Raw genomic sequence first — 26,073 nt, 5'->3', positions numbered from 1 at the left:
CGCGCGCTGGTGGGCTTCATCGGGGCCCGCTGTCGAGCCCTTCGTCGAGCCCTCGGTCGAGCTCGGCGCAGATCCCTTTGCCGAGTGCTCCGGCGGGACTTTTCCTGGCGCCCGGCGGGCATCCGGCCGGGATTTCTGTCGAGTGACCGATACCCGGACGGCCTGTCCGGGGCCCGTGACGACGAGTTAACGCCCACTCGGTTCCCGTAACCGAAGGGCAATCACTGGCCGTAACGAGTTGTCATGTCCTGCTCCTACCTTCCCGTTCGTACCCGCACACCGGACAGACGAACGGGAAGTCACCGATGACGGACACAGCCACCCCCACGACGGCCGGGGTCCCGGAGGCGCAGCCCGCCGCGGCTTCGGGATCCGACGGGGCTGCCGGGACACCGGTCGCCGCCCCGCCGCCTCCCGGACGCAGCTATGCCGGACTCGCCGCCGACGAGAGCCGGGAGGACTACTCCCTCCGCTACGCACCGCATTCCTTCCGGCGCTGGTCGCCCTCGATGGTCGCGGGCACCGCGCTCGGCGGGATCGCCTATCTCGCCGACTTCGCGATCGGTGCCTCGATCGTCTTCACCTACGGCTTCACCAGCGGTCTCGCCTCGATCCTCACCGCGGCGACGATCATCTTCCTCACCGGTATTCCGATCGCCCGGGCCTGTGCGAAGTACGGCCTCGACATGGACCTGGTCACGCGCGGCGCCGGCTTCGGCTACTTCGGCTCGACGCTGACCTCGTTGATCTACGCGTCCTTCACCTTCATCTTCTTCGCCCTCGAGGGCTCGATCATGGCGCAGGCCATGCACCAGGCCGTCGGACTGCCGGTCCAGGCCGGCTATCTGCTGACCACGTTGATCGTCATCCCGATCGTCTTCCGGGGCATGCGCGCGCTCGCCAAGGTGCAGGCCTGGACCCAGCCGATCTGGATTGTCGGCATGGTCCTGCCGTTCGTGGTACTCGCCTTCGAAGCACCGGACGCCTGGAGCGCGTTCGGCTCCTTCGGCGGTACGGAAGGCGCGGGCTCCGGCTTCTCCTGGATCGGGTTCGGACTCGGCACGGGCGTCGCCCTCTCGCTGATCGCCCAGATCGGCGAACAGGCCGACTATCTGCGCTTCATGCCCGCCAGGACCGAGGCCAACAAGCGCCGCTGGAACCTGGCGGTGCTCGCCGCCGGGCCCGGTTGGGTCATCATCGGGGCGGCGAAGCAGCTCGGCGGCGCGCTGCTCGCCTTCGTGGCGCTGGAGGCGGTCGGCAAGACACACGCACTGGAGCCGATCGCACCGCAGATCGAGGCGCTGAGGCCGTGGCTCGGCTCGTTCGCCCTGCCCGTCGCCGCGGTCTTCGTGATCGTCTCCCAGATCAAGATCAACGTGACCAACGCCTACAGCGGTTCACTGTCCTGGTCGAACTTCTTCTCCCGCATCACCCACAAGCACCCGGGCCGGGTCTGGTACATCTTCCTCAACCTCGCCATCGCGCTCACGCTGATGGAGATGGACATGTTCGCGGCCCTCAACAAACTGCTGGGCTTCTACTCGAACGTGGGCATCGCCTGGATCGCAGCCGTCGCCGCCGACCTGGTCATCAACAAGCGGATCGGTCTGAGTCCCCGGTACGTCGAGTTCAAGCGCGCCTACCTGTACGCGGTGAACCCGGCCGGATTCGGCGCGATGGTGATCGCCTCGACCGTTTCGATCCTCGCCTTCTTCGGGCTGTTCGGCACCTACGCGGAGGCCTTCTCGACCTTCATCGCCGCCGGACTCTCCCTGACGCTCTGCCCGTTGATCGCGTGGGCGACGAAGGGTGCGTACTACCTGGCCCGCCCCAACCCGGTGAACGGGCCGGGCGTCGAGATCGAGGACCTCACCGCCACCCACACCTGCTCGGTCTGCGACACCGCCTACGAGCTCCCGGACATCGCCGACTGCCCGGTCCAGACGGGACCGATCTGTTCGCTGTGCTGCTCGCTGGACGCGGAGTGCGGGGACATCTGCCGCAAGGACCCGACCGCCGGCCCGGTCCTCATGCCGATGCCGACACTGCGCACGGCACCGGGGCCGGCCGAGGTGGCGGAGGCGTAAGCGGCACGGCCGCTCTGCGAGGCATTGGGGGCGCATCCGAATGGGTGCGCCCCTTCGCGTTGGCCGGATCGGTGCCTCTTTGTGTAATTACGTATCCGTTGCGTAAAGGTCAGGCGTACGCTCGGGCATATGCGTACTGCGGTTTCCTGGGGATCCTTAGAGGCGTGCACGCCGTTCAGGGGAGGGGCTCAATGCTCGGGAGGGACACGATGAGTGACGGCGGTGCCGTGCTCCCTTGGCTGGTGATACGGCAGGACGACAACGGCAATCGGTACCGCGTCGGCAGGTACGCCACGCGGGACGAGGCGCAGAAGATCGCCGACAAACTCGATAATCGCGGACACAAGCAGCTCTATTGGGTGGAGCGCATGGGGCAGAGCGCCCGGCCGTGACCGACGGGCGGCAACGGGGTGGTACGGGGCGGGGCCTGTGAGGGGCGGAACCGGGGACTACGCTCCGGCCTATGAGTGATCGCGTGGTGGTGGCCGGAGCCGTCTATGACCAGGGGCGCCTGCTGGCCGCGCGTCGCAGTGCGCCGCCCGAGCTGGCCGGCCGCTGGGAGCTGCCCGGTGGAAAGCTGGAGCCGGGGGAGAGCGGCGAACAGGCGCTCGTACGTGAACTCCGCGAGGAACTGGGCGTCGAGACCGAGCCGCTGGAGCGCATTCCCGGCGAGTGGCCGCTCAAGCCCGGATACGTACTCCGGGTGTGGACCGCGCGACTGGTGTCCGGCGTGCCCGCGCCGCTGCAGGACCACGACGAGCTGCGCTGGCTCGGGCCCGGCGAGGGTGACGAGATCGACTGGCTGGATCAGGACCGGCCCGCCGTCGCCGAAGCCATGCGCCGCCTCCCGGCCGGATCCTCGCCGGCCGGATCCTCGCCGGCCGGATCCACGACGGCCGGATCCACGCCGACCGAATCCACGACGGCCGAATCCACGCCGACCGGGACCGCGTCGACCGGGACCGCGTCGACCCGGAGCCTGCCGGGCGGCGCACGCCGCTGATCGGGTGCCCCCTCTGTGCCCGCGCTGCGCGCACGTCGCCGTACGCCCGTACGCCCTACGCGTCGATTCCGGCGATAGGTCGCCCTAAATATCGGGTATGTGCTGATTAGCCCCCGTAAACAGGACGTTCCTCGTTGCTGGTCTTGGGAAGTGATCGGCGTGATCGATACCGAAGGCGACTGCGCCGAGTGGACCTTTCCAGCAGTGCCCGGCGCCGTCCGCACTGCTCGGCATGCGGTCCACGAGGCGCTGCGGGGGTGGGGACTCGACGCGGCCGTCGGTGATGTGACCGTCCTGCTGGTCAGCGAGCTGGTGACCAATTCCTTGCGCTACGCCTCGGGCCCCATCGGGGTACGGCTGGTGCGTCCCCACCTCGATGGCGAAGTTCCGGACGCCCACCCCGGACTGCTTGTGGAAGTCTCCGATCCGCTTCCGGATCCGCCCACCGAACGTGCTGCCGCACCCGACGACGAAGGCGGCCGAGGACTGCAGCTGGTGGCCTGTTCCGCACGCCGCTGGGGGACCCGGCGCGGAAAGAGTGGCAAGACGGTGTGGTTCGAGCTGGCCCTCCCTGGTTAGGAGTGGGGGTGGGACGCACAGCGATCACCAGAGGTCGGGCAGAACCTGGCTGAAAGGGACTGTGGCCGTGCTGTGATCGTGAACGCCGTGTCGGTAAGCGCCGTAGTGCTGAATACTGCGGGCAGGACCGGTCCGGTGTGTGAGCTGGAGGGGACGGTCGCGTGAGCGAAATACCTGGGACAGCGGGCGACGTCGTGTGGCAGAACAGCCCGCCTGGCTCGATCTATGACTACATCAGGGTCGCCTCCTTCTCGATCGGCCCCGACGGGCTGATCGAGCAGTGGAGCCGCCGGGCCGCCGGCCTCTTCGGCATTGCCGCGCACGAGGCGGTGGGCAGGGACCCGGTCGAGACCTTCATGCCCGCAGAGCTGCGCACCGGTGGCCATCGCCGGGTCGGCGAGATACTCGACGGCAAGGAGTGGACGGGCCTCGTCCCCTTCCGGATGCCGGGCGAGAACGCCGTGCACGGTCTTGCCGAGGTCTATGTCATGCCCAGCGAGACGGAGAGCGGGGAACCGGCCGCCCTCTGTATCGTCGTGGACGTCCGCGCCCTGCGGCGTATCGAGACGGACCTTGCGGCATCGCAGGCCATTTTCGGTCAATCTCCCTTCGGTTTCGTGCTGTTCGGCACAGACTTCACGGTCGTGCGCGCCAACCAGCGCTTTGCCACCGTCTTCGGCGGCCAGGCCGACGACCACCGCGGCCGCACGGTCGACGACTATCTGGCCCGCCCCGAGGCCGAGCGGCTCACCGCCACACTCCGGCGTGTTCTGGAGACGGGGGACTCCGTCACCGATCTCCAACTCGTCGGTACCGCACCGGGCGACTCCGAGAGCCGCCACTGGTCGATGAACCTCTACCGCGTGCACAGCGGAGCAGGCCGCCCCATCGGCATAGCCGGGCTGGCCACCGATGTCACCCGCCGACACATCGCCGCCCGCGAGGCCGCCAGCGCCCGCCGCAACCTCGCCCTGCTCAACGAGGCCGGCGCCCGCATCGGCAACTCCCTCGATCTGGAGACCACCGCCCGCGAACTCCTCGGCGTCGCTGTACCCGGCTTCTGCGACCTCGCCTCGGTCGACCTCTATCAGGGGCTGCTCACCGGTGACGAGGCGCCGCCCGGCAGTTGGGGCTCGCTCCACCACGAGTCCGTCGGCGGATCCGCGGAACTGCGCCGTGTCGCCTTCGCCAGTGCCGTGTCGGATGCCCTTCCGGTCACTGCCCCGGACAGCGCCTCGACCGACGGTGCCATCAATCCGCCCGTCCTGGGCGCCGTCCACCGCTACCCCTTCAACTCCCCCTGTTCCATAGCCCTGCGGACCGGCCACGTCGAGGACGTCCCCGGCGACGACCGCGGCTTCGTCCAGTCCACCCTTGCCGTACCGATGGTCGCCCATGACACCGTCGTCGGCCTCGTCCAGTTCTCCCGCACCAAGGGCAGCGAACCCTTCGGCGAACGCGACCGGGCTCTCGCCACCGAACTCGCCGCCCGCGCCGCCGTCTGTATCGACAACGCCCGCCTCTACCGGCGCGAGCACGAGCGCGCGCTCATCCTCCAGCGCAGCCTGCTGCCACCGGGCGATCCCGAGGCCGCCGGTCTCGACATCGCCTGCCGTTATCTCCCCGGCAACACCGCGACCGAGGTCGGCGGCGACTGGTTCGACGTGATCGAACTTCCCGGACACCGCACCGCCCTGGTGGTCGGCGACGTCATGGGCCGTGGACTGCGGGCCGCCGTCGCCATGGGCGAACTGCGCACCGCCGTAAGGACCCTGGCTCTCCTCGACCTGGAACCCGCCGAGGTGCTCTCCGCCCTCGACGAGGTCGCCCGCGGTCTGGGCACCCCCGGTGTCAGCACCCCCTCCGAAGGCCTCGGCGGCGCCCAGTGGCCGTCACGGGCGTCCCACAAGGCCCGGGACGCAGATCTCTCCGAGGTCTATCTGGCGACCTGTGTCTACGCCGTCTATGACCCGGTCACCCGGCGGTGCACCTTTGCCAACGCCGGACACCTCCCCCCTGTTGTGGTCGAGCCGGGCGAACCCGCCCTGCTGCTCGACGTCCCGCCCGGGATGCCGCTCGGCGTCGGCGGCGAACCCTTCGAGGAAGTCGAGGTCGAACTGAAGGAGGGCGCCCTCCTCGCCCTCTACACCGATGGTCTCGTCGAGTCCCGCGACCACCCGCTCGACGAAGGACTGCAGGCACTGCGCAACGCCCTCATCGAACCCGAGCTCCCGCTCGAGGACGTCTGCGACCACGTACTGACCACCCTCGACACCCGGCACGGTGAGGACGACATCGCCCTGCTGATGGCCCGTATCCAGGGGCTGCCGATCGACGCGGTCGGCGACTGGCGGCTGCCGCGCGAACCCCGCTCCGTCGGCCGTGCCCGCGAACTGGCCCGTCGCCAACTGCTCGCCTGGGAACTCGATGACCTGGTGGACACCACCGAACTGCTCGTCAGTGAGCTGGTCACCAACGCTCTGCGCTACGGCGAGGGCGAGATCCGGCTCAGGCTGCTGCGCGACCGTACGCTCGTGTGCGAGGTATGGGACGCAGGTCTCGTTCAGCCGCGGCGACGACGAGCACGTGACACGGACGAGGGCGGGCGCGGGTTGCAGCTGGTCGGACTGCTGAGTGCGGCCTGGGGTTCGAGGCGGACTCCACGCGGCAAGACCGTCTGGTTCGAGCTGCCGCTGCCCGACGGGGAACCGGCCGCAGAACGCACGGTCGAGCAGCTGCTGAGCATGTTCTGAACGCGGGACCGGGACCTGGGGTCGGAACGGCTGCCGCTCCGGGTGCGGCGGTCATGACGCCGTTTTCAAGGCGGCGAGCCGGGCCTCGATCTCGGCGCTGTCGCCCAGGCTGTCCAGCCGCTCGAACTGGGCGTCCAGCGACGATGCGGCGAGTTCCTGCTTGCCCATCGCCTTCGCCTCCTCGCGCCGCACCTTGTCCTCGAAGCGGCTGAGCTCACTGGTCGGGTCCAGCACATTGATGTTCTTGACGGAGTCCATCATCTGGTTCTGTGCCTGGGCGGACTTGGCGCGTGCGACGAGCTCGTCCCGCTTGGACTTCAGCTCTGTCAGCTTGTTCTTCATCTGGTCCAGGCCGGACTTGAGCTTGTCCACCACCTCCGTCTGCGCGGTGATCGTCGGCTCTGCGGTCTTCGCCTCCTTCTCCGACTGCAACTGGCGGCCGAGCGCGACCTTGGCCAGGTTGTCGAACGTGTCGGCCTCCGCTGCCGAGCCCGCCGCCCGCAGCTCATCGGCCTTGCGACTGGCGGCGAGCGCCTTGTCTCCCCATTCCCTGGCCGCGTCGACGTCCTCCCGGTGGTCCTGCTCCATCAGCCGCAGATTGCCGATGGTCGCCGCCACCGCCTGTTCGGCCTCCGAGATGTTCGCCGTGTAGTCGCGGATCAGCTGGTCCAGCATCTTCTGCGGATCCTCCGCCTGATCCAGCAGCGCATTGATGTTGGCCTTTGCCAGCTGAGTGACGCGGCCGAGGATGGTTTGTTTGGTCATGGCACCTCTCCTTGGTATGGGCCGTGTGGACCGTATGAATTCCTGGGCTGTGCGAATCGGACAGGCCGTACGGGCAGTCCGAACGCTCGCGCGCATGTTTCGCCGGTTTTTCAGAAGCGGCCGCCGCCGCCCCGCCGGCCGCGGGTGCCCCCGCCGCCGAAACTGCCGGGCCCGCCCCCGCTACCCCTCCCGCCGAATCCGCCCCCGAACCCCCCTCCGTAGCCGCCGCCCCCGCCGCCCAGGAGACCGCCGAGGATGATCCCGCCGAGGACTGCCCCGCTCATCCCGCCTCCGCCTCCTTGTACACCGCCCGGACCGTTTCGGTTCCCGTACGCCCGCACATCCTGTTCGGCCAGGATCTGCGCCTGTCCGGCCAGCGAGTCCGCCCGATGCGCCTCGGCCAGCGCGCCCTGCGGATCGTCGTTCCCGGCCAGCTCCCGGGCCCGCTCCAGTCGCCGCTGCGCCTCCGCGAGGCGGGTCCGGGCCTGGCTGCCCACCGCCCCGCGGTTCGTCGTGATGTAGTCCGCGGCTGCGGCAATTGCCGAGCGTGCGGTGAGCGTCGCCTGGTCGAGCAGGGACGGGGCGCGGCGATGGCCCTGCTCCCGCTCGTGCGCCCCGGCCAGCGCCTCGTCGAGCGCCGCATCCGCCTCCTCCACTCTGCGCAGCGCATCGATGGGGTCGTAAGGCCCGGCCGCCAGCTCCCTCTTCACCTCACCGAGCACCGACCGGGCCCGGGCGATCCGGCCCTGCAGGTCCGCGGTCGGCACGTTTTCCGCGGTGCCTTCGAGCAGCCCGTTCGCATCGGCCAGATCGGCTTCTGTCCCGGTGAGCGCGGCCGGCAGCTTCGCCGCCGCCTCCGCGAGCTCCCGGGCCCGCCGGTCCACGGCGTCGACGAGGGTGGTCGCCTGACCGACCGCGCCCTCGGTGGCCCGTACGTACACCGCGGCTGCCGCGTTGTTGCCCCCGTCCACCGCCTGTCGCGCCTGGTTGAGACTCGAGGTCGCGAAGACGAGACGGTCCTTCGCCTGTTCGACATCGCCCGTGACGGAGGAAGAGGCCGATTCCGCATACCGACTGCGCAGCGTGGTGAGAACCGTGTCGGCCGCCGAGACCCGGCTCGCGAGCGTACGGAAAGCGGACTCGGCGGTGGCCACGGCCTGCGGAGCGTTGCGTTCCAGTGCGCGCAGCCGGTCGAAGTCCTCGGAGACGGCGTCGAGTCGTGTGTTGGCCTCGGTGCAGCGGCAGATGATCTCGTCCAGCATCCGACGGCGCGTCGCGTCGTCCTCGGGGAAGGCGTCGTCGAGCTGCTGGCGCAACCGGAACGCGGCGGTCAGCTCGTCTTTCGCGAACGTGACGGCCCCGGTGAACGGGGCGGCGGTCTCTTCCCCGAACTGCGCGGTGGCAAAACCGAGTTCTTCTTCGCTGGTGCGGACCGCGTCGTCCGTGTCCACCAGCGTCTGTTTGGCCCGGGCATCGAGCTCCGGCAGCGGAGTCGGCGGCTCCGGCGGAGGGGCGCCCTGTCCCCAGCCGGTCGCGCCGGGCGTGGTGCGGGTCGTGGTGCGTTGCTTCCGGCGGGTGTACGCATAGGCGGCGACCGCTCCCGCCCCGCCGACGAGGACCACGGGCAGGAGCAGGTCCCAGGCACTCGTCCCGCCGGGATTCCCCGTACCGGGATCGTTGGCGCCGGGTGTGACGGCGGGGGTGGGCACGGCCTTCCCGGCCAGCACCGCGGTATAGCCGTCGGCCGCTCCGATGGCGGCGCCCGCCCAGTCGTTCTCCCTGAGGGCCGGTTCGATGGCCGTGCTCGCCACGTCCCGAAGCTGGGCGTCGGTCAGGCGGGAGCCCTGGTCGACGGTGTACGCGTACTGCCGGTCGTGTGTGGCGACAGCAAGCAGGACGTCCTCCAGGCCGAGCCCGTTCTTACGGGCGGTCTCATCGGCCCAGTTCTGCGCGGAACGGCCGGAGAAGTCACGTACGTACACGACGAACAGCTGGATGCGGCGGTCGGCGTAGAGACGGTCGAGCGCGGCGACCACTTCGGACCTTCGATCACCGAGAGCACCCACCTTGTCGGTGATCTGCCCGTCCCGGGACAGCGTCACGGGGTCGTCGGCGCGGGCGATCGGCGCAGCGGGAAGGGCCAGCCAGGCCAACGCCAACAGCACGGCGACGAGGGCACGGCCCGGTATGAGGATCCGGGTACGGCTCACGAGCTGCATCACCTTTGTGAGGTTATGTCCACCCTCAGTAACCCGCGACCCGGCGGTCCGCCCGGGGCTGCCGCCACGTGGTCCTCCGCGGTGGGGTCCTACGGTCCGCACTGCGGGGGATCGATGACCTCGTCATGCACCCGCATCCGCCACCACGCCTCCCGTCGCCACGGATGACCGGGCGCGCGCGGATCGGGGAGGGTCCGGCGCAACAGCTCCCTGTCGATTCGGGCGACGGGGCGGCCCAGCTCGGCCTGCGGCCGAGGCGGCAGCAGGGCCAGGACGTCGCCGAGCGCGTCCTGGCAAGGGTCACGTCGTCGAGCGAGCAGCCCCGACAGGGGCAGTCGGCGAGGCTGGGGTACAGCGTGCGCCCTGAGGTCCTCCGAGGAGTGGATGTGGCGCAGAGCCACGGCTGTGGCACCCGGGAAGGCCGTGTACCCATTGTTGTCATGCTCCACACGACGGATCGCGGCGCCGGCGGAGAGGGAGAGGCGGTGGATCCTGCCCGGCTTGCACAGCCATCCGGGCGTTCTCTGCTGGGCAGCGCGCAGCGCGCCGGGCCTCTTACGCGTCATCGGCCTTTCGGCAGGGAGGAGTCATGGCGGTCATACTGCCACGGCACGCCGACAATCAAGGGGGTACCGGAGTGCGTACGCGTATGAGGAGGATGACCGGTGCTGTGCGGAATCGGGTGGGCCGGTTCCGCTGGAGCCGGCTCTGGGAGACCTGGCCGCGACGGATCGCGCTCGGCCTCGTCCTGGTGATCGTGATTCCGGTGGTCACGGCGGGTGTCGCGCTGCGGATCAACTACTCCGGCGATCCCGGCGCCGGGACCCGTACCCGCGGCCGTGATGCCGTCTGGCTGGGCCACGCCTGGGTCGACGGGCGCAAGACCGACAAGGACCTCGCGGCGTTTGCCGCCCGGATCAGGGGGACCGGGATCAAGGACCTGTACGTCCATGCCGGGCCCCTGGAACACGACGGCACACTGCCCACCACCCGCTACCCGAAGGCGCGATGGCTGCTCGATGCCATGCACCGCGCTCTGCCGGGCATCCGGGTGCAGGCCTGGCTCGGTGACGTCCTGGCCACCGAAGGTCCCGACGGGCTTCGTCTGGAACGGTCCGCGTCCCGCACGGCTGTGGTCACCTCCGCGCGGCAGATCCTCGATGCCGGTTTCGACGGTGTCCACTTCGACCTCGAACCCCTGCACTCCGGCGACCGGCACTATCTCTCGCTGCTCGACGACCTGCACGCCCTCACACGGGCCCGATCCGCACCGCTCTCCGTCGCCGCCCACCAGATCGACCCGCTGCCCGCTGCGCACAGTGTCGTGGGCACGCTCAGCGGCAGCCCCAAGTGGTGGTCGCAGAAGTTCTTCGGGCAGGTGGCGCGGCGTGTGGATCAGATCGCCGTCATGTCGTACGACAGCTGGATGCCGCTGGAGGGCATGTACGGCGGCTACGTCGCGGAGCAGACCGCTCTCGCCCTCGAAGTGACCCCCCGGGAGACCGATCTGCTGATGGGCCTGCCGTTCTTCCACGAGGACGATCTCGGGCACCACGAGTCGGCGGAGACGGTCGAGGCCGCGGTCCGCGGCACCAGACTGGGTCTGGGACGCACGGACCGCGGCCGGGAACGGTTCGGAGTCGCGCTCTATGTGGACTTCGCCGCGCGGGAAGGTGACTGGGCGGCGTACCGCGAGGGCTGGAACTGACCCCGTTGCACGCCGCCGGGGGTCAGATGGAGAAGCGCTCCTTGGCGAGCAGCGGACGCACCTTCGACCGGAACCCGCCCGTCCGGAAAGGCCGTTGCAGCAGCCCGGGGCGGATCGCCTGGGCCAGTGCCGCGGCGATCATGCCCTGGTCGAGGGCGAGCATGTAATCACTGACGCGTCCGGTGCGGACATTGACGGAGTCCCGGAAGCCGTAACCGTCGTGGTAGGCGCCGAAGTCACGGTCGAGCGCCCGCAGGTTGGCGATCGCCTCCACCGGTGCGTACGGCAGGGCGAGGAACGAGGCGTGCGGGGTGACCACACCGTTGGTGAACACCGACGCGGGCGGCAGCGGCGCGCCGTCCGTGGTGTACGTGCGGTCGGTATTGGAGGCATAGCCGTCAACCTGCATGCCGATGGCGTCGACGCCGTACTCCTGGTAACCGCCCTCGGGAATGTTGGCGGGGGAGAAACCCCAGTACCCGTACTTCGCTTCGTCCATGCCGTGTTCGATCTGGCTGCGGACGTAACGCTGGTGGGTGAGGCCCCAGGACTGCGGCGACCACTCCGGCTCCGGCACGAACAGCGGCACCATCAACGCCTCGAACATCGAACCACCCCAGCTCGGGACGATCTTCCGGCCGCGGTGGGTGTAGTGGCCCTGCCAGACGCGAATGCCGTCCATGGCGACGTACGAACCCTGCGGATGCTGCTCCTGACCGTGCTCCGGAAGCATCGTGCGCAGCAGGTGCCAGTAGTGGTCGGCCGGCAGTGATCCGTCGGCGATGCCGAGGTAACTGGCCATGCGCGGCTCGGTGTTGAGCGCGCCGTAATGGTGGCCGGTGGGCTCCTCGGTGTCGGGCCAGAAGCCGCCGCGCAGCTGGCCGGGGCCGGCGGCCGGGTCGGCCGGGTCGTACGGCGTGTAGTAGTACGACCAGTCGGCGGTAGCCAGGATCCGGGAGACGCGCGGGCGCAGCGCGGGCGAGGCGTCGGCGGCGATGCGCAGGCCGGTGATCAGCCAGGCGTTGTCGACGGAGGAGAGGAACGGGCGGACCGGGTCACCGCTGCCGGGCCACTCGGTCAGCACCGAACCGTCGTGCGCGTCGTACCAGTTGAGCCAGAAGCCGTGGTGGCGCTCCAACTTCTCCACGGCCTGCACGGTGCGCTCCAGCCTGCGGTGCATCGTGGCGTCGCTGATCACGCCGAGACCGCCCGCGGCCACGGTCGACCAGAGTCCGCAGCCGATATTGGTGGGCGAGGTCTGGCGGGACTGGACGGGGCCGCCGGATCCGCTGACATCGATCTTGTCCGTGGCCAGACCGAGGTCGGTCGTCATTGCCTCGATCGAGTGGTACGTGTCGCGGAACCAGCGCAGCAGCAGCGGTGTATCAAAGGCATGAACAGGATGTGCGGCATGCGTGGGTTGACCGGATCGAGCGGTCGGAGCGGCGCTCGCGGAGGATGCGGATACGGCTCCGAAGGACAGGGCGGCAGCCCCGGTCCCTGCAGCGGTGATGAACGTGCGACGGTCCATGAAGGTCCAGCTCCCGGTGGCAGAAGGGGGATGGGGGGATTTCGTGGCGTGCTCGATGCGGCGGCAGGAAGACGGCCGCGGGTGCGGCTGCGCCGATGGCGCGATTTCCGGGTGTGGCTGTCAGCGCGTCCGAGGCCGTGGGGCGTCGGGCGCGCCGAAGGGTGCAGTGCGGGAACCGGCGGCCGTCAGGTTCCGCCGGTTCCCGCACTGGAGGGGGCCGTCAGGTGGCTCCCGGTCTGTGGGGTTTCGTCAGTCGGCGATGCGCGGCAGGGTGCGGGTGCGGCCCATCTCGCCCAGCCAGACGGCAGACGGCTTCGGCAGCCGCTCGAAGGTCTCCGGGTTCCAGCCGATCAGACCGAAGGTGGGCTTGTAGGAGCCCCACTCGTAGTTGTCGAGCGCGCTCCACGCCAGATAGCCCTGAACGTTGAGACCGTCCTGCAGCGCGGACGCGACCTCGTTCAGAGCCCCGGTGTAGTAGTCGACCCGGCGACTGTCGACATCGGTCGCGATGCCGTTCTCGGTCACGATCAGTGGCACCTCGCTGCCGACCACCTCGGCGGTGTGGCGCAGCGCGTAGCCCACCGCGGACGGGTAGTACTCCCACTGCGTGAGGGTGCGCTCGACGCCCTCGGCCGTCGGGATCGGTCCGTCGGCGCCGATCCTGGTGCGGGTGTAGGACTGGACGCCGATCCAGTCGTCGCCGCGGGCGGCCTCGATGAAGATGTCCTCGCGCGGGTAGCGGTACGCGGCCGTGACGTCCTCGGCACCCGGGAGCGCCTGGTAGACCTGGTTGGCGATGGTCCAGCCGACCTGGATGTCGGCGTTGATCGCCTTGACCTCCTTGACGGCGGCGTGGTGGGCGGCGATGACGGCCTGGGTGGTCTCGTCGTCCGGGGTCGGCAGCCCGGCCGGCGGGAAGCTGTTGTCGCCCCGCTTGGCCTGGCCGGCCATCACGGCGATCATGTTGGGCTCGTTGATGGTGCAGACGTGACTGACGTCCTGGCCGATCACCGGTGCGCAGGCGGCGACGTAGCGGGCGAAGAGCTCGGTCGCACCCTCGGCGGTCCAGCCACCGCGCGCCTCGAACCACTGCGGCACGGTGAAGTGGTGCAGGGTGATCATCGGGCGCAGGCCGCGCTCGACGGCGCCTTCGACCATGCGGCGGTAGTGGGCGAGTTCGGCCCGCGAGAACTGGCCCTCGGCCGGCTCGATGCGCGCCCACTCGATGGAGAACCGGTAGTCGGTGAAACCGAGACCGGCGAGCACGTCCATGTCCTCGTGCCAGCGGTGGTAGCTGTCGCAGGCGTCCAGGCTGGGCTCCTGGATGTGGGTGCCCTCGGTGTGTTCCTTGACCCACCAGTCGCTGTTGGTGTTGTTGCCCTCGATCTGGTGGGCGGCCGTGGAGGCACCCCACAGGAAGCCTTCGGGGAACGGGACCTGGGTGTGAGTCATCGCAAAATGTCTTTCTGGTGCATGGAGGGGTGTGGCCGACAGGGGAGCGGGGTGCGGCCTTGTGCGTTTCGGCCGGGCGGGCTACTTCATGCCGGCTGTGGCAATGCCCTGGGTGAAGTGGCGCTGCAGCGCGATGAACAGGACCAGCACGGGCAGCACGACCAGGAACGCCCCGGCCATGAGCATGCCGTTGGAGCCACCAGCCTTGTTGGGGTCCGTGGCGAAGGTCGCGAGTGCCACCGGCAGGGTGTATTTGTCCGGGTCGTTGGTCGCGATCAGCGGCCAGACGAAGTTGTTCCAGGAACCGAGGAAGGTGAAGATCGAGAGCGTTGCGAGGGCAGGCTTCACCAGCGGCATCACGATCCGCCAGAAGATGTACCACTCGCCGGCGCCGTCCATCCGGGCCGCTTCCAGCAGTTCGTCCGGGATCGACTGCATGAACTGGCGCATCAGGAAGACACCGAAGGCTCCGGCGGCGAAGGGCAGCACGAGCCCCGCGTAGGTGTCGATCAGCTGGAGCTTGCTCATCAGGACGAAGAGCGGCAGCAGCATCAGGTTGCCGGGCACCATCAGGGCGCCGAGGACCAGCCCGAAGATCTTGTTGCGCCCGACGAAGTTCAGCTTGGCCAGGGCATAGCCGAGCATCGAGCAGAACACCAGGTTCGAGAGGGTGACCAGCACCGCCACGATCACCGAGTTCATGAAGTACAGCGGCAGATCGAGCTTGTCGAGCAGGTCCCGGAAGTTGTCCAGGGTCCACTCGGTGGGGATCCACACCGGTGGGCTGGCCGACAGTTCGCTCGACGTCTTGAAGGCCGAAAGAGCCATCCAGAGGAACGGTGCCGACATGATCAGCAGACCGACCGAGAGCAGGACGTAGACCAGCGGCCGCTTGGGGTTCCGGGTCTTCTTCATGCCCTGGGGCCTGATCGGCTCCTTCGACTTCGCCGTCGGGACGGCGCCTGGTGCACGGGTGGCGCTCATTTCGTGTTGTCCTTCAGCAGTCGGAGCTGGAGCACAGTGATGCCCATGATCACTACGAAGAGGACATACGCCATGGCGCTCGCATAGCCCATGTGGAAGAAGTTGAAGCCCTCGCGGTACATGTTCAGCGAGACGGTGAGGGTGGAGTCCGAGGGCCCGCCCTGCGTCATCACGAACGGTTCCTCGAAGACGTTGAGGTAGCCGATGGTGGTGATGACCGTGGCGTAGAGGAGCGTGGGCCGCAGCAGAGGCACGGTGATCCTGCGGAACTCGTGCCAGACACCGGCACCGTCGAGCTTCGCGGCTTCCCGCACTTCGGTGGGGATGGCCTGCAGGCCGGCGATGAAGAGCACCATGACCGTGCCGAGGTTGCGCCAGACCGCCATGGCGATCATCGACGGCATCGCCAGCGTCTCGGAGCCGAGGAAGTCCGGCGGGGTGAGGCCCACTTCTGTGAAGAGGCCGCCGATCAGCCCGTCGCTCGGGTCGAGCACGAAACGCCAGACCACGGCGACCGCGACGATCGTGGTGACCACCGGAGCGTAGAAACCGACCCGGAAGAAGGTCCGCGCCCGGTCGATGCCGTTGTTCAGCAGTACCGCGGCGACCAGCCCGAGGAAGATCGTCAGGGGGACACCGATGACCACGAAGTACGCCGTGTTGAAGAGCGACTTGAGGAACTTGTCGTCGCTGAACAGATTGACGTAGTTCTCGAAACCGATGAACTTCGCGTCCAGCGGGTGCGTGACATTGCGCAGCCCGAAGTCGGTGAAGCTCATCAGCAGGGTGGCGAGGATCGGGAACGCCATGAAGACGGTGAAGAGGACGAGGAAGGGAGTGGAGAACAGCCAGCCGGCCGCGTTCTGCACACCCATCGAAGCCCTCTTGCGACCCCGGCGCCCCTGTGGCCCGGCGGCCGGGGACGCGGAGGTCCCCGGCCCGGCCTGCACCTTGGCCGGCTGTGCGGCCTTTCCGGTCGTGGTGCTCATGGCTCCTACTTCACGAGGCCTTCGATCTCGGACTGCGCCGTCTTCAGCGCGTCCTCGGCGGAAGCCTTGCCCTGGGTGACCTTCGCGATGGCCTGGTCGACCTTGTCGGTGATCTCGGTCCACTTGGCGAGCGAGGGAGAGGCCTTGGCAGTGTCCATCTGCTTCTTGAAGACCTGGAGGTTGGCGTCGTCGGCGAGCGCTCCGGAGGTCCAGGCCGCGGTGTTGGCCGGCAGGTCCTTGGTGCGCTTGTACCAGTCGGCCTGACCCTTGGTGTCGGTCAGGTACTTGATGAACTCCGTGGCAGCGGCCTTGTGCTCACTGTCCTTGGAGATCACCAGGGAGGAGCCGCCCGCCATGGAGACGGAGGACTTGTCGGCAGGGACGTTGGCCACCGCCCACTTGCCCTTGATCTGCGTCTGGCCCTCGTCCAGCAGGGTCACGTGCCAGGGGCCGCCGAAGAACATGGGGACGCGGCCGTTGCCGAAGTCCTTCACGACGTCGTAGCCGGGCTGCACGGACTTGTTGGAGAGACCCTTGTCGAAGTACGAGCCGTACTCCTTCAGCGCCTTGACGGCCTCAGGGCTGTCGATGACGGCTTCGCCCTTGTCGTTGACGATCTCGCCGCCGGCCGAGTACAGGAAGGAGTAGAAGTTCTGCACCGTGTCCAGGCCACTGGGCTGGATGGACAGGCCCCACTTGGTACCGGCCTTCTTCTGGTAGGCGGTCGCGAGGTCCTGCATCTCCTTCCAGTTGGTCGGGGCCTTGTCGATGCCGGCCTTCTCGGCCAGGTCGGTGCGGTAGTAGAGGACGCGGGTGTCGACGTACCACGGCACGCCGTACGCGGTGCCGTCCACCTCGCCCTGGTTCCAGCCGGAGGCGAAGAAGTCCTTCTTGTCGAAGGTCTTGGTGTCCACCGGCTCCAGGACGCCCAGCTCGGAGAACTCGCCCATGTAGCTGCCGCCCATCTGCGCAACGTCCGGCATGGTGCCGGCGGCGGCCGCGGAGACCAGCTTCTGGTGGGCGACGTCCCAGCCGACCGGGGTCACCTTGACGGTGATGTTCGGGTGGGACTTCTCGTAGACCTTCGCCACATCCACGAGCTTCTCGCCCTCGGCCCCCATGGCCCAGACGGTGATCGTCTGCTTCTTGTCCGCGGCGACGTCGTCGCCACCGGAACTGCCGCACGCGGTGATGCCGAATGCGAGAGCGACTGCTATGCCGACCGAGGCGGTTCTGACGGTGCGGGACATGGAGGGCTCCTCCTTGAGCAATCCGAATGTATGCGCTGCCTGTAAGCGCATACATCACTCTGCGGCACCTGTTCGGGGATGCGCAAGAGGGTGCTAGGTCACACTCGTGCAACGTGTCGGACATCTGAATGTTCGACTTTGGAACCGTAAACGGGGTGTTTGCGAATATGAAACCGATGTGACCGATTCGGTAAGTGGTCTGGACCGGAGGCGATGAGGCGATACCGTCGCGATCATGGCTTCGTTCACGCATGACTTCCCGTTCGATCCGTCCTACGGGCGCTCGCTCGATGAGCTCCTGCGTGTCCCGCCGCCCGCCGCCCCGGGCGACTTCGCAGCCTTCTGGCGAGCGCGCCACGACGAGGCCCGCAAGGTCGCCACGGAGCCGCGGATCGGCCCGTTGGAGGGGGAGCGCGACGGGCTCCGGATCCACGGTGTGACGTACACCTCCGTGGGAGGGGCCCGGATCGGCGGCTGGCTCGCACTGCCCGCCGAGGGGTCGGCGGAGCACGGATTCGTGATCGGCCATGGCTACGGCGGCCGGCAGGAACCCGGGCCCGATCTGCCGCTGCCGCTGCCCCGGTCCGCCGCGATCCTGCCCTGTGTGCGCGGCATGGGCAGCCGCGGCCTGCAGCCGGGCATTCCCGACGTGGCAGACGCGCATGTCCTGCACGGCATCGAGTCGCGCGACACGTATGTCATCGGCGACTGCGTGGCCGACCTGTGGTGCGCGGCCTCGGCGCTGCACGAGCTCGTCCCGGAGCTGGCTCCCGAGGGCGGGGAGGGGGCTCCTCGCCTGGGCTACCTCGGGGAGAGCTTCGGCGGTGGACTCGGCGCGCTGGCCCTGCCGTGGGACGACCGGTTCGGGGCCGCTCAGCTGACGGTGCCGACGTTCGGGAACCACCCGCTGCGCATCACGCTGCCGTGTGTCGGCAGTGGTGAATCGGTGCGCGCGTACCGCCGGGAGCACCCCGAAGTCGCCGATGTGCTGCGGTACTTCGACGCGGCGACGGCAGCCGCGCGGGTGGAGTTGCCGACGCTGGTGGCGGCCGCGCTGTTCGATCCGGCGGTGCCGCCGCCCGGTCAGTTCGCCGTACACAATGCGCTCACCGGGCCGCGGGAACTGCAGGTGCTGAGCGCGGGGCACTTCGAGCACGAGGGGCTCGCCGCGGAGGCGGCGGAACTGCGGGAGAACCGGCGGCGGTTCTTCGGTACGTACCTGGTCCAGGCCCCGCCGTCAGGCGGATCGGGGCCGGCGCCGTCCGGCCGGCGGGTCGTCCTCACGCGCCGCCCTCGGGTGCCGGACGGACCGGTTCCTTCGGGCTGATCCCGGGGGACTGGGATCAGCCGACTGCCGGGTTGTCCGCAGGCGCCCGAGACGCTGGGATGCGCCCTGTCGTGGGTGACTTCCGGCGTCCGTCAGCCGCAGCCGCAGCTGGCCCGGCGGGCCAGCGAGACCGGGAGCATGAGGGAGACCGGGGGGCGTTCCCGGTCGCTCAGGCGCTGCACCAGCAGTTCGACCGCCTGCTCGCCCAGCTGGCGGATCGGTTGCCGCACGGTCGTCAGTGGCGGTCGTACGATCCGGCTCAGCGGGATCCCGTCGAACCCGGTCACGGCGATGTCCTCGGGCACCCGCACCCCCCGCCGCTCCAGTGCGCGCAATGCGCCCACCGCCATCTGGTCATTGGCGAACAGCATCGCCTGCGGGCGTTCGGAGTCGCTGAGGCCCGCGTTCCGGTCCAGCAGTGCCTCTGCCGTCCGGGCGCCCTCGGCCTGCGTCATCATCTCGGCCCGCAGGTCCGGTGCGTCCGGCACCGGGAGCCCGGCGTCCCGGCAGGCCTGCTGGAAGCCGCGGAACCGTGCCTCCGCGTCCGGGGACTCCACCTCGCCCCCGATGAAGGCGAGCCTGCGCAGCCCGTGGTCCTCGATCAGGTGGCGGGCCAGTTCGCGTTCGCCGTCCGCGTTCGCGACGACGATGTGGTCGAGATGGTCGATCTCGCGCGGCCCTGCGAGCATCACCACCGGCAGCCGGCGCGATATCACTTCGAGGTCCTCGGTCGGCACGGTCTGCGCCAGCACGGCGAAGCCGTCGACCCGGCCCGCGACCTTCGCGACGAGGCTCTCGGGCCCGCCCTCCAGCGATGCTGCGATCAGCAGGGCGTATCCGTGCCGCCGCGCCGCCCGTTCCATGCCGCGGATGATCTGGTCGGAGTAGAGCATCACCGCGTCGTCGGCGTCACTGTCCGCCTCCGCGTCGGCCTCGGCGTCCGGGTCGGCGTAGTCGGGGAAGCAGAGTCCGAGCACGCCGGTCGTCCGGCTGGCCAGTCCGCGGGCGTTCCCGCTGGGTACGTAACCGAGCTCGCGGGCCGCTTCGAGGACCCGTTCGCGGGTCTGGGCACGGACGGAATCCGGGTTGCGGTAGACCCGCGAGACCGTCGCGATCGAGACCCCCGACCGCTCGGCGACGTCGTACACCGTTGGGGCGCTCACCCGACCGACCGTCCGCTTCTTCTTCCGTACCGATATTTCTTCTGAAAGCGCATTCACCCTAGATCGCGGGGTCGTGCACGAGCAAGGTCTCGAGCGACGCTGCGAAAATAGACAGGTAACCTTGCAAGATAGCCTGTGCATCTTTTACTTTGGAGATATGCGGGAACCGACATCGTCCGAAGACGCACCCCTCGAGCCGACCGCCGAGCAGGTGGCGACGCAGCTTGACTCCGTCGTCAACCGGCTGCTGCGGCGGCTGCGCACCAGTTCGTCGGACAGCCTGCTCACCCCCACCCAGCGCTCGGTGCTGGCGCGGCTGGACCGGGAAGGTCCGGACACCACGGCCGGGCTGGCCCGCGCGGAGTACGTACGGCCCCAGTCCATGCGGCTGACCCTCGGTGCGCTGGAGAGCCAGGGGCTCGTCGAGCGGGCCCCCGATCCCGCCGACGGCCGCAAGTCGGTCGTGTCCATCACCAACACCGGCCGCACCACGCTCGGCGCCGTCCGGGCCGCCAAGCACAACTGGCTGGCCGAAGCGATTGCGGCCGGACTCGACGGCGACGAGCGCCGCACCGTCGCCGAGGCCACGGCCCTCCTCGACCGCCTGGTCGAGAAGTGACCGCCCGCGAACCGATACCACTATGGGCGGTCGGCGACCGGCCGGCACCGGAAGCGATCTCCGGCCCGGCCGCCGCCACCGCACCCACGTCCGGCCCGGCCGCCGCAGCAGCCCCCGGCCCGGACGCCACCATCCCTGGCTTCAGCGCCCGCCTCACCGCCCCGCTGCTTCTCGGCTCCGTGCTCAACCCGCTCAACACCACCATGATCTCCACCGCCCTGGTGGCGATCGGGCATCACTTCGGCATCGGTGCCGCCGACACCGCGTGGCTCATCTCGGTCCTGTACCTCGCCAGCGCCGTGGCCCAGCCCGTTCTCGGCAAGCTCGCCGACGCCCTCGGCCCGCGCCGCGTCTTCCTCGCCGGTCTGGTCGTCGTCATGGCATCCGGCCTGGTCGGGGCGTTGGCGCCGAGTTTCGGCTGGCTGATCGCGTCCCGGCTGCTGCTCGGCATCGGTACGTCGGCCGCCTACCCGGCCGCCATGGCAGTCCTGCGCGACGAGTCCGCCCGGGTCGGCCGCGCGACCCCGCGCCCCGTCCTGGCCCGGCTCTCCTTCGCCGCGCTCGGCAGCGCCGCCGTCGGGCCGACGCTCGGCGGGCTGCTCGTCATGGTGGTCGGCTGGCGCGGCATCTTCGCCGTCAATGTGCCCGTCGCCCTGATCGCGCTGGGCGCCGCGCTGCTCTGGATCCCGGCGGATCCGCCGGGCACACGCGCCGCGGACGGCCGTGCGCCCCGCCTCGACCTGGATCCGCTGGGCATCGGCCTCTTCTCCACCGCGCTGACCGTGCTGGTCTTCTTCCTGCTCGATCTCGCCCACCCGGTGTGGTGGCTGCTCGGCCCCTTCACCGTGCTGACCGCGGCCCTGGCGTGGTGGCAGCTGCGCCGCCCGCAGCCCTTCATCGATCTGAGGATGCTGGCGGGAAACGCCGCGCTCGCCCGCACGTATCTGCGGCACGGGCTGAGTTATCTGCTGATCTACTGCGTGATGTACGGATACACGCAGTGGTTGGAGGAGGTACGCGGCTACTCCTCCGGGCACACCGGACTGCTGATGCTGCCGATGTCGGTCGCCGCACTGGTCTGTTCGCTGCTCGGAGCCCGCACGAAGGGCATCCGCGGCCCGCTCACACTGGCCTGCGTCCTGCTGACCGTCGGCGCCGCGATGCTGGTGTTCCTCTCCGGCTCCACCCCGCTCGCCGTACTGCTGCTCGCCGGAGCCTGCTTCGGCATACCGCAGGGGCTGATCGGTACGAGCAACCAGGCCGCCGTCCAGACGCACGCACCACCGGAGAGCATCGGCTCCGCCGCCGGACTCCAGCGCACCGCCCAGTACATAGGGGCCATCACCGCGTCCAGCCTGATCGCCCTCGCCTACGGGCAGTCGGCGAGCGACCGCGGACTCCACCTGGTGGCAGTGGTCTCGGCCGTACTCGGCCTGCTGCTGATCGTGCTGACCGTCACCGACCGCGCACTGCGCACCCGTAACTGACCCCCACCGAAAAGAACCGAGCAAGGAGCTCCACCATGACCGCCACCACCCTGGACGCGAAGACCGCCCTGGTCGTCGTCGATCTCCAGAAGGGCATTGTCGGCCTGCCCACCGCCCACCCGGCGGCCGACATCGTCGCCAACTCCGCGACCCTCGCCGATGCCTTCCGCGCCAAGGGCCTCCCCGTCGTCCTGGTCCGTGTCACCGGCGGCGCCCCCGGCCGTACCGAGGGCCCCCGGCGCGCCGGGCAGCCCGCCGCCGACTGGGCCGAGATCGTCCCCGAACTCGGCCCGCGCGAGGGCGACGTCGTGGTCACCAAGCAGCAGTGGGGCGCCTTCTACGGCACCGATCTCGACCTTCAGCTGCGCCGCCGCGGCGTCACCCAGGTCGTGGTGACGGGAGTCGCGACGAGCATCGGCGTCGAGTCCACCGCGCGGGCCGCACACGAGCACGGCTACCACGTCACCGTCGTCACGGACGCGGTCACCGACATGGACGGCGGCTCCCACACCAACAGCATCGAGAAGATCTTCCCGAGGCTCGGCGAGACGGACACCACCGAGGCGATCGTCAAGCTGCTCGGCTGACCGGCATCAGGGAGCCTCCCGCCGCCGGATCCTGTTCCCCAGCCACACCAGCGGGTCGTACTTGCGGTCCACCGCCCGCTCCTTCAGCGGGATCAGCGCGTTGTCCGTGATCTTGATGTGCTCGGGGCACACCTCCGTACAGCATTTCGTGATGTTGCAGTAGCCCAGCCCGTGTTCCTCCTGCGCCGTCGCCTTCCGGTCGAGTCCCGACTCGGAGGCGGCGTCCAAGGGGTGCATGTCCAGCTCGGCGACCCGCATCAGGAAGCGTGGTCCGGCGAACGCCGCCTTGTTCTCCTCGTGGTCGCGGACCACATGGCAGGTGTCCTGGCAGAGAAAGCACTCGATGCATTTGCGGAACTCCTGCGAACGCTCCACATCGACCTGCTGCATCCGGTAGTCGCCCGCCTTCACGCCTTGCGGCGGTACGAAGGCGGGTACCTCCCGTGCCTTGGTGTAGTTGAAGGTCACGTCCGTCACCAGATCGCGGATCACCGGGAACGCCCGCAGCGGAGTGACGGTGATCGTCTCGTCCCGGTCGAACACCGACATACGGGTCATGCACATCAGTCGCGGCCGTCCGTTGATCTCCGCGCTGCACGAACCGCACTTGCCCGCCTTGCAGTTCCAGCGCACCGCCAGATCGCCCGCCTGACCGGACTGGATCCGGTGGATGATGTCGAGGACGACCTCGCCGTCATTCACCTCGACCGAGAAGTCCTGCAGGTCACCGCCGTCGGTGTCGCCGCGCCAGACCCTGAACCGGGCTTCGTAGCTGCTCACTCGTACAGCTCCTCTTCGGCGAGGTACTTGACCAGCTCCTCCTTGTCGAAGAGGGAGAGCAGGTCCGGTCGGATGGGTTCGGTCGTCTTCCGTACGAGTTCGATCCGGCCGCCCAGCGGCAGGGCGCCGTCGTCGCACGGCCGGCAGAGCAGATTGACCGGCCGCCAGGAGCGCTCCATCGTCGGACAGTCCTCGCGGGTGTGACCGCCGCGGCTCTCCGTGCGTTCCAGCGCGGCGCGGGCGATGCACTCGCTGACCAGCAGCATGTTCCGCAGGTCCAGGGCGAGGTGCCAGCCCGGGTTGAACTGGCGGTGGCCCTCGACCCCGGCGCGGCGCGCCCGTATCCGCAGCTCGGCGAGCTTCTCCAGCGCCTGTTCCATCTCGGGCGCCCGCCGGATGATGCCGACCAGGTCGTTCATCGTCTGCTGGAGTTCCTGGTGGAGGGTGTACGGATTCTCCGCCGGCCCCCCGGCGGCATCAGGCTCCTCGGCGCTGAACGGACGCAGTGCCTCCGCCGCCGCCGCGTCGATCTGTTCCTCGTCCACCACCGGCCGGTCACCGATCCCGCTCGCGTACTCGGCGGCGTGCAGTCCGGCGCGTCGGCCGAAGACCAGCAGGTCGGACAGGGAGTTGCCGCCGAGCCGGTTGGAGCCGTGCATACCGCCGGCGACCTCGCCCGCCGCGAACAGACCGGGCACGGCGACGGTTGCCGCGGTGTCCGAGTCGACGGCGATCCCGCCCATCACGTAGTGGCAGGTCGGGCCGACCTCCATCGCCTCCGCCGTGATGTCGACATCCGCCAGCTCCTTGAACTGGTGGTACATCGAGGGCAGCCGCCGCCGGATCGTCTCGGCCGGCATCCGGGTGGACACGTCCAGGAAGACGCCACCGTGCGGTGAGCCGCGGCCCGCCTTCACCTCGGAGTTGATGGCGCGGGCGACCTCGTCGCGCGGCAGCAGCTCGGGCGGGCGGCGGTTGTGGTCCGGGTCCTCGTACCAGCGGTCGCCCTCCTCCTCCGACTGCGCGTACTTCTCCTTGAACACATCGGGGACGTAATCGAACATGAACCGCTTGCCCTCGGAGTTGCGCAGCACCCCGCCGTCGCCGCGCACCGACTCGGTGACGAGGATCCCCTTCACCGACGGGGGCCAGACCATGCCGGTCGGATGGAACTGTACGAACTCCATGTTCAGCAGGGGGGCGCCCGCCAGCAGCGCCAGGGCGTGGCCGTCGCCGGTGTACTCCCAGGAGTTCGACGTGACCTTGAAGGACTTGCCGATGCCGCCGGTGGCGAGGACGACCGCGGGGGCTTCGAGGACGAAGAAGCGGCCGGACTCCCGCTCGTAGCAGAAGGTCCCGCTGACCCTCCCCCCGAGCCTTCGGCCGGGGGGGACCCCCCTCTCGCTTCGCTCGCCGTCCTTGAGCACCCGCGTGACGGTGCACTCCTGGAAGACCTTCAACCGGGCTTCGTAGTCGCCGTGCTCGCGGTAGTCCTCCTGCTGCAGCTGGACGATCTTCTGCTGGAGGGTGCGGATCAGTTCGAGGCCGGTACGGTCCCCGACGTGTGCGAGCCGCGGGTACTCATGGCCGCCGAAATTGCGCTGCGAGATCTTTCCGTCCGGCGTCCGGTCGAAGAGCGCCCCCCAGGTCTCCAGCTCCCAGACCCGGTCCGGCGCCTCCTTGGCGTGCAGCTCCGCCATCCGCCACTGGTTGAGGAACTTCCCGCCGCGCATGGTGTCGCGGAAGTGCACCTGCCAGTTGTCCCCGGAGTTCACATTGCCCATGGAGGCGGCAATTCCGCCCTCCGCCATGACCGTGTGTGCCTTGCCGAAGAGCGATTTGCAGATGACCGCGGTACGGGCCCCGCGCTCCCGCGCCTCGATGGCGGCGCGCAGCCCGGCGCCTCCGGCACCGACCACGACGACGTCCCACTGCTGCCGTTCGAGCTCAGTCATTCAGAAAAACCTCGGATCGTCGAAGGCGCCGGAGGCCACGAGATACACGTAGAAGTCGGCGACCGCCACGCTGATCAGGGAGGCCCAGGCGAGGAGCATGTGCCGGGCGTTCAGCCGGCCCACCCAGCCCCACAGCCGGTAGCGCACGGGGTGCTTGGAGAAGTGCCGCAGCCGGCCGCCGATGATGTGCCGGCAGGAGTGGCAGGACAGGGTGTACGCCCAGATCAGCGTGATGTTGATGAGGAAGATCAGGGAGCCGAGGCCCATGTGGCCCCAGGCGTAGTGCTCGTCGCGGAAGGAGAGCACGGTGTCGTACGTGAGGATCCCCGCGACCGGCACCGCGGCGTAGAAGAAGTACCGGTGGACGTTCTGCATGATCAGCGGGAAGCGGGTCTCGCCGGTGTACGTCGTGTGCGGCTCGGCGACCGCGCAGGCCGGGGGTGAGGCCCAGAAGCCCCGGTAGTAGGCCTTCCGGTAGTAGTAGCAGGTCAGCCGGAAGCCGAGCGGGAAGATCAGGATCAGCAGGGCAGGTGAGAGGCCCCACCAGCTGCCGAGGATTTCCCAGTTCGGGCCGTGCCGCATGGGGGCGCAGTTCTCCGCCAGACAGGGCGAGTAGAACGGCGACACATAGGGGGCGGCGTAGTAGTCGGCGTTCGAGAAGGCCCGCCAGGTCGAGTAGACGATGAAGGCGAGGAGCCCGCCCGCGGTGACCGCGGGCGCCAGCCACCAGCGGTCGGTCCGCAGATGGCGGGCGGCGATGGCAGCCCGCGAGGCGTCGTGCACGCCGGACGGCCGGGGGGTGGATGCGCCGCGCCGCGCGGGGTCCTTGCGTCGA

Annotated in this window: 21 protein-coding genes and 1 pseudogene; 10 read left to right on the top strand and 12 right to left on the bottom strand. The window is 69.2% G+C overall.

Going from position 1 to position 26,073, the window contains the following annotated elements:
• Positions 1-305: 305 nt before the first annotated feature.
• The 5 genes and pseudogenes from OG972_RS15365 to OG972_RS15345 all read left to right on the top strand — a co-directional run bounded on the left by OG972_RS15365 (position 306) and on the right by OG972_RS15345 (position 6,422).
• On the top strand, positions 306-2,087 hold the full coding sequence (locus OG972_RS15365; RefSeq protein ID WP_266981938.1) for a cytosine permease: 1,782 nt from the start codon (positions 306-308) through the stop codon (positions 2,085-2,087).
• A gap of 209 nt (positions 2,088-2,296) precedes the next feature.
• Positions 2,297-2,479 carry an SPOR domain-containing protein gene (locus tag OG972_RS15360; RefSeq protein WP_266981936.1) on the top strand — a complete coding sequence of 61 codons (183 nt, stop codon included), beginning with the start codon at positions 2,297-2,299 and terminating at the stop codon, positions 2,477-2,479.
• 71 nt (positions 2,480-2,550) lie between these two features.
• Positions 2,551-2,934, top strand: a pseudogene (locus tag OG972_RS15355) ((deoxy)nucleoside triphosphate pyrophosphohydrolase); the annotation flags it as partial.
• Between the two features lie 306 nt (positions 2,935-3,240).
• Positions 3,241-3,669 carry an ATP-binding protein gene (locus tag OG972_RS15350; protein ID WP_266981932.1) on the top strand — a complete coding sequence of 143 codons (429 nt, stop codon included), beginning with the start codon at positions 3,241-3,243 and terminating at the stop codon, positions 3,667-3,669.
• Positions 3,670-3,863: 194 nt separating this feature from the next.
• Positions 3,864-6,422, top strand: coding sequence for a SpoIIE family protein phosphatase (locus tag OG972_RS15345; protein WP_266990499.1), 2,559 nt, complete (start codon positions 3,864-3,866; stop codon positions 6,420-6,422).
• Between the two features lie 51 nt (positions 6,423-6,473).
• Here the strand turns inward: OG972_RS15345 and OG972_RS15340 are convergent, their stop codons facing one another.
• The 3 genes from OG972_RS15340 to OG972_RS15330 all read right to left on the bottom strand — a co-directional run bounded on the left by OG972_RS15340 (position 6,474) and on the right by OG972_RS15330 (position 9,972).
• Positions 6,474-7,187: a PspA/IM30 family protein gene (locus OG972_RS15340; protein WP_266981930.1), complete on the bottom strand. Its 714-nt coding sequence runs from the start codon at positions 7,185-7,187 to the stop codon at positions 6,474-6,476.
• Between the two features lie 110 nt (positions 7,188-7,297).
• Positions 7,298-9,406: a YgcG family protein gene (locus OG972_RS15335; protein WP_266990497.1), complete on the bottom strand. Its 2,109-nt coding sequence runs from the start codon at positions 9,404-9,406 to the stop codon at positions 7,298-7,300.
• Positions 9,407-9,495: 89 nt separating this feature from the next.
• Positions 9,496-9,972, bottom strand: coding sequence for a hypothetical protein (locus OG972_RS15330; protein ID WP_266981928.1), 477 nt, complete (start codon positions 9,970-9,972; stop codon positions 9,496-9,498).
• 92 nt (positions 9,973-10,064) lie between these two features.
• Here OG972_RS15330 and OG972_RS15325 point away from each other — a divergent pair, with 92 nt between their 5' ends.
• Positions 10,065-11,114, top strand: a complete 1,050-nt coding sequence (locus tag OG972_RS15325) for a hypothetical protein (RefSeq protein WP_266981926.1) — start codon at positions 10,065-10,067, stop codon at positions 11,112-11,114.
• A 22-nt stretch (positions 11,115-11,136) separates the two neighbouring features.
• On the opposite strand, the gene OG972_RS15320 is transcribed toward OG972_RS15325, so the two are convergent.
• The 5 genes from OG972_RS15320 to OG972_RS15300 form a co-directional block, all read right to left on the bottom strand.
• Positions 11,137-12,645, bottom strand: coding sequence for a glucoamylase family protein (locus OG972_RS15320; protein WP_266981924.1), 1,509 nt, complete (start codon positions 12,643-12,645; stop codon positions 11,137-11,139).
• A gap of 249 nt (positions 12,646-12,894) precedes the next feature.
• Positions 12,895-14,097, bottom strand: coding sequence for a glycoside hydrolase family 1 protein (locus OG972_RS15315; RefSeq protein ID WP_266981922.1), 1,203 nt, complete (start codon positions 14,095-14,097; stop codon positions 12,895-12,897).
• An 81-nt stretch (positions 14,098-14,178) separates the two neighbouring features.
• Complete coding sequence (locus OG972_RS15310; protein WP_266981920.1) at positions 14,179-15,081, bottom strand: carbohydrate ABC transporter permease; 903 nt, start codon at positions 15,079-15,081, stop codon at positions 14,179-14,181.
• Complete coding sequence (locus OG972_RS15305) at positions 15,078-16,070, bottom strand: carbohydrate ABC transporter permease (protein ID WP_266981918.1); 993 nt, start codon at positions 16,068-16,070, stop codon at positions 15,078-15,080. Before OG972_RS15305 ends, OG972_RS15310 begins: the two co-directional genes overlap by 4 nt.
• Positions 16,071-16,075: 5 nt before the next feature.
• Complete coding sequence (locus tag OG972_RS15300; protein WP_266981916.1) at positions 16,076-17,320, bottom strand: sugar ABC transporter substrate-binding protein; 1,245 nt, start codon at positions 17,318-17,320, stop codon at positions 16,076-16,078.
• A 235-nt stretch (positions 17,321-17,555) separates the two neighbouring features.
• Between OG972_RS15300 and OG972_RS15295 the strand changes: the two genes are divergently transcribed.
• Positions 17,556-18,647: an acetylxylan esterase gene (locus tag OG972_RS15295; RefSeq protein ID WP_266981914.1), complete on the top strand. Its 1,092-nt coding sequence runs from the start codon at positions 17,556-17,558 to the stop codon at positions 18,645-18,647.
• A gap of 92 nt (positions 18,648-18,739) precedes the next feature.
• Here OG972_RS15295 and OG972_RS15290 read toward each other — a convergent pair whose 3' ends face one another.
• Positions 18,740-19,810 carry a LacI family DNA-binding transcriptional regulator gene (locus OG972_RS15290; protein ID WP_266981912.1) on the bottom strand — a complete coding sequence of 357 codons (1,071 nt, stop codon included), beginning with the start codon at positions 19,808-19,810 and terminating at the stop codon, positions 18,740-18,742.
• Positions 19,811-19,967: 157 nt separating this feature from the next.
• Here OG972_RS15290 and OG972_RS15285 point away from each other — a divergent pair, with 157 nt between their 5' ends.
• The 3 genes from OG972_RS15285 to OG972_RS15275 all read left to right on the top strand — a co-directional run bounded on the left by OG972_RS15285 (position 19,968) and on the right by OG972_RS15275 (position 22,503).
• Positions 19,968-20,429, top strand: coding sequence for a MarR family winged helix-turn-helix transcriptional regulator (locus OG972_RS15285; protein WP_266981910.1), 462 nt, complete (start codon positions 19,968-19,970; stop codon positions 20,427-20,429).
• A 131-nt stretch (positions 20,430-20,560) separates the two neighbouring features.
• Positions 20,561-21,916, top strand: a complete 1,356-nt coding sequence (locus OG972_RS15280; protein ID WP_266990495.1) for an MFS transporter — start codon at positions 20,561-20,563, stop codon at positions 21,914-21,916.
• Positions 21,917-21,951: 35 nt separating this feature from the next.
• On the top strand, positions 21,952-22,503 hold the full coding sequence (locus OG972_RS15275) for an isochorismatase family protein (protein ID WP_266981908.1): 552 nt from the start codon (positions 21,952-21,954) through the stop codon (positions 22,501-22,503).
• A 6-nt stretch (positions 22,504-22,509) separates the two neighbouring features.
• Here the strand turns inward: OG972_RS15275 and OG972_RS15270 are convergent, their stop codons facing one another.
• Genes OG972_RS15270 through OG972_RS15260 form a run of 3 tightly spaced genes read right to left on the bottom strand, consistent with a single transcriptional unit; the run spans position 22,510 to position 26,021 of the window.
• Positions 22,510-23,283: a succinate dehydrogenase/fumarate reductase iron-sulfur subunit gene (locus OG972_RS15270; protein WP_266981906.1), complete on the bottom strand. Its 774-nt coding sequence runs from the start codon at positions 23,281-23,283 to the stop codon at positions 22,510-22,512.
• A complete protein-coding gene (locus OG972_RS15265; protein WP_266981905.1) occupies positions 23,280-25,238 on the bottom strand; it encodes a fumarate reductase/succinate dehydrogenase flavoprotein subunit in 1,959 nt (652 codons plus the stop codon). Before OG972_RS15265 ends, OG972_RS15270 begins: the two co-directional genes overlap by 4 nt.
• On the bottom strand, positions 25,239-26,021 hold the full coding sequence (locus tag OG972_RS15260) for a hypothetical protein (protein ID WP_266990493.1): 783 nt from the start codon (positions 26,019-26,021) through the stop codon (positions 25,239-25,241).
• Positions 26,022-26,073: the final 52 nt, after the last annotated feature.

This window comes from Streptomyces sp. NBC_01669 (assembly GCF_026339735.1).
GTDB lineage: Bacteria > Actinomycetota > Actinomycetes > Streptomycetales > Streptomycetaceae > Streptomyces > Streptomyces yanii.
This window is presented reverse-complemented; position numbering and strand designations above follow the sequence as displayed.

Bases quoted from the DNA above. Each gene is read 5' to 3' on its own strand.
- OG972_RS15315 (WP_266981922.1), bottom strand. From the start codon at position 14,097: ATGACTCACACCCAGGTCCCGTTCCCCGAAGGCTTCCTGTGGGGTGCC.
- OG972_RS15310 (WP_266981920.1), bottom strand. From the start codon at position 15,081: ATGAGCGCCACCCGTGCACCAGGCGCCGTCCCGACGGCGAAGTCGAAG.
- OG972_RS15265 (WP_266981905.1), bottom strand. From the start codon at position 25,238: ATGACTGAGCTCGAACGGCAGCAGTGGGACGTCGTCGTGGTCGGTGCC.
- OG972_RS15360 (WP_266981936.1), top strand. From the start codon at position 2,297: ATGAGTGACGGCGGTGCCGTGCTCCCTTGGCTGGTGATACGGCAGGAC.
- OG972_RS15330 (WP_266981928.1), bottom strand. From the start codon at position 9,972: ATGACGCGTAAGAGGCCCGGCGCGCTGCGCGCTGCCCAGCAGAGAACG.
- OG972_RS15305 (WP_266981918.1), bottom strand. From the start codon at position 16,070: ATGAGCACCACGACCGGAAAGGCCGCACAGCCGGCCAAGGTGCAGGCC.
- OG972_RS15285 (WP_266981910.1), top strand. From the start codon at position 19,968: ATGCGGGAACCGACATCGTCCGAAGACGCACCCCTCGAGCCGACCGCC.
- OG972_RS15340 (WP_266981930.1), bottom strand. From the start codon at position 7,187: ATGACCAAACAAACCATCCTCGGCCGCGTCACTCAGCTGGCAAAGGCC.
- OG972_RS15325 (WP_266981926.1), top strand. From the start codon at position 10,065: ATGACCGGTGCTGTGCGGAATCGGGTGGGCCGGTTCCGCTGGAGCCGG.
- OG972_RS15320 (WP_266981924.1), bottom strand. From the start codon at position 12,645: ATGGACCGTCGCACGTTCATCACCGCTGCAGGGACCGGGGCTGCCGCC.
- OG972_RS15295 (WP_266981914.1), top strand. From the start codon at position 17,556: ATGGCTTCGTTCACGCATGACTTCCCGTTCGATCCGTCCTACGGGCGC.
- OG972_RS15300 (WP_266981916.1), bottom strand. From the start codon at position 17,320: ATGTCCCGCACCGTCAGAACCGCCTCGGTCGGCATAGCAGTCGCTCTC.
- OG972_RS15335 (WP_266990497.1), bottom strand. From the start codon at position 9,406: ATGCAGCTCGTGAGCCGTACCCGGATCCTCATACCGGGCCGTGCCCTC.
- OG972_RS15365 (WP_266981938.1), top strand. From the start codon at position 306: ATGACGGACACAGCCACCCCCACGACGGCCGGGGTCCCGGAGGCGCAG.
- OG972_RS15275 (WP_266981908.1), top strand. From the start codon at position 21,952: ATGACCGCCACCACCCTGGACGCGAAGACCGCCCTGGTCGTCGTCGAT.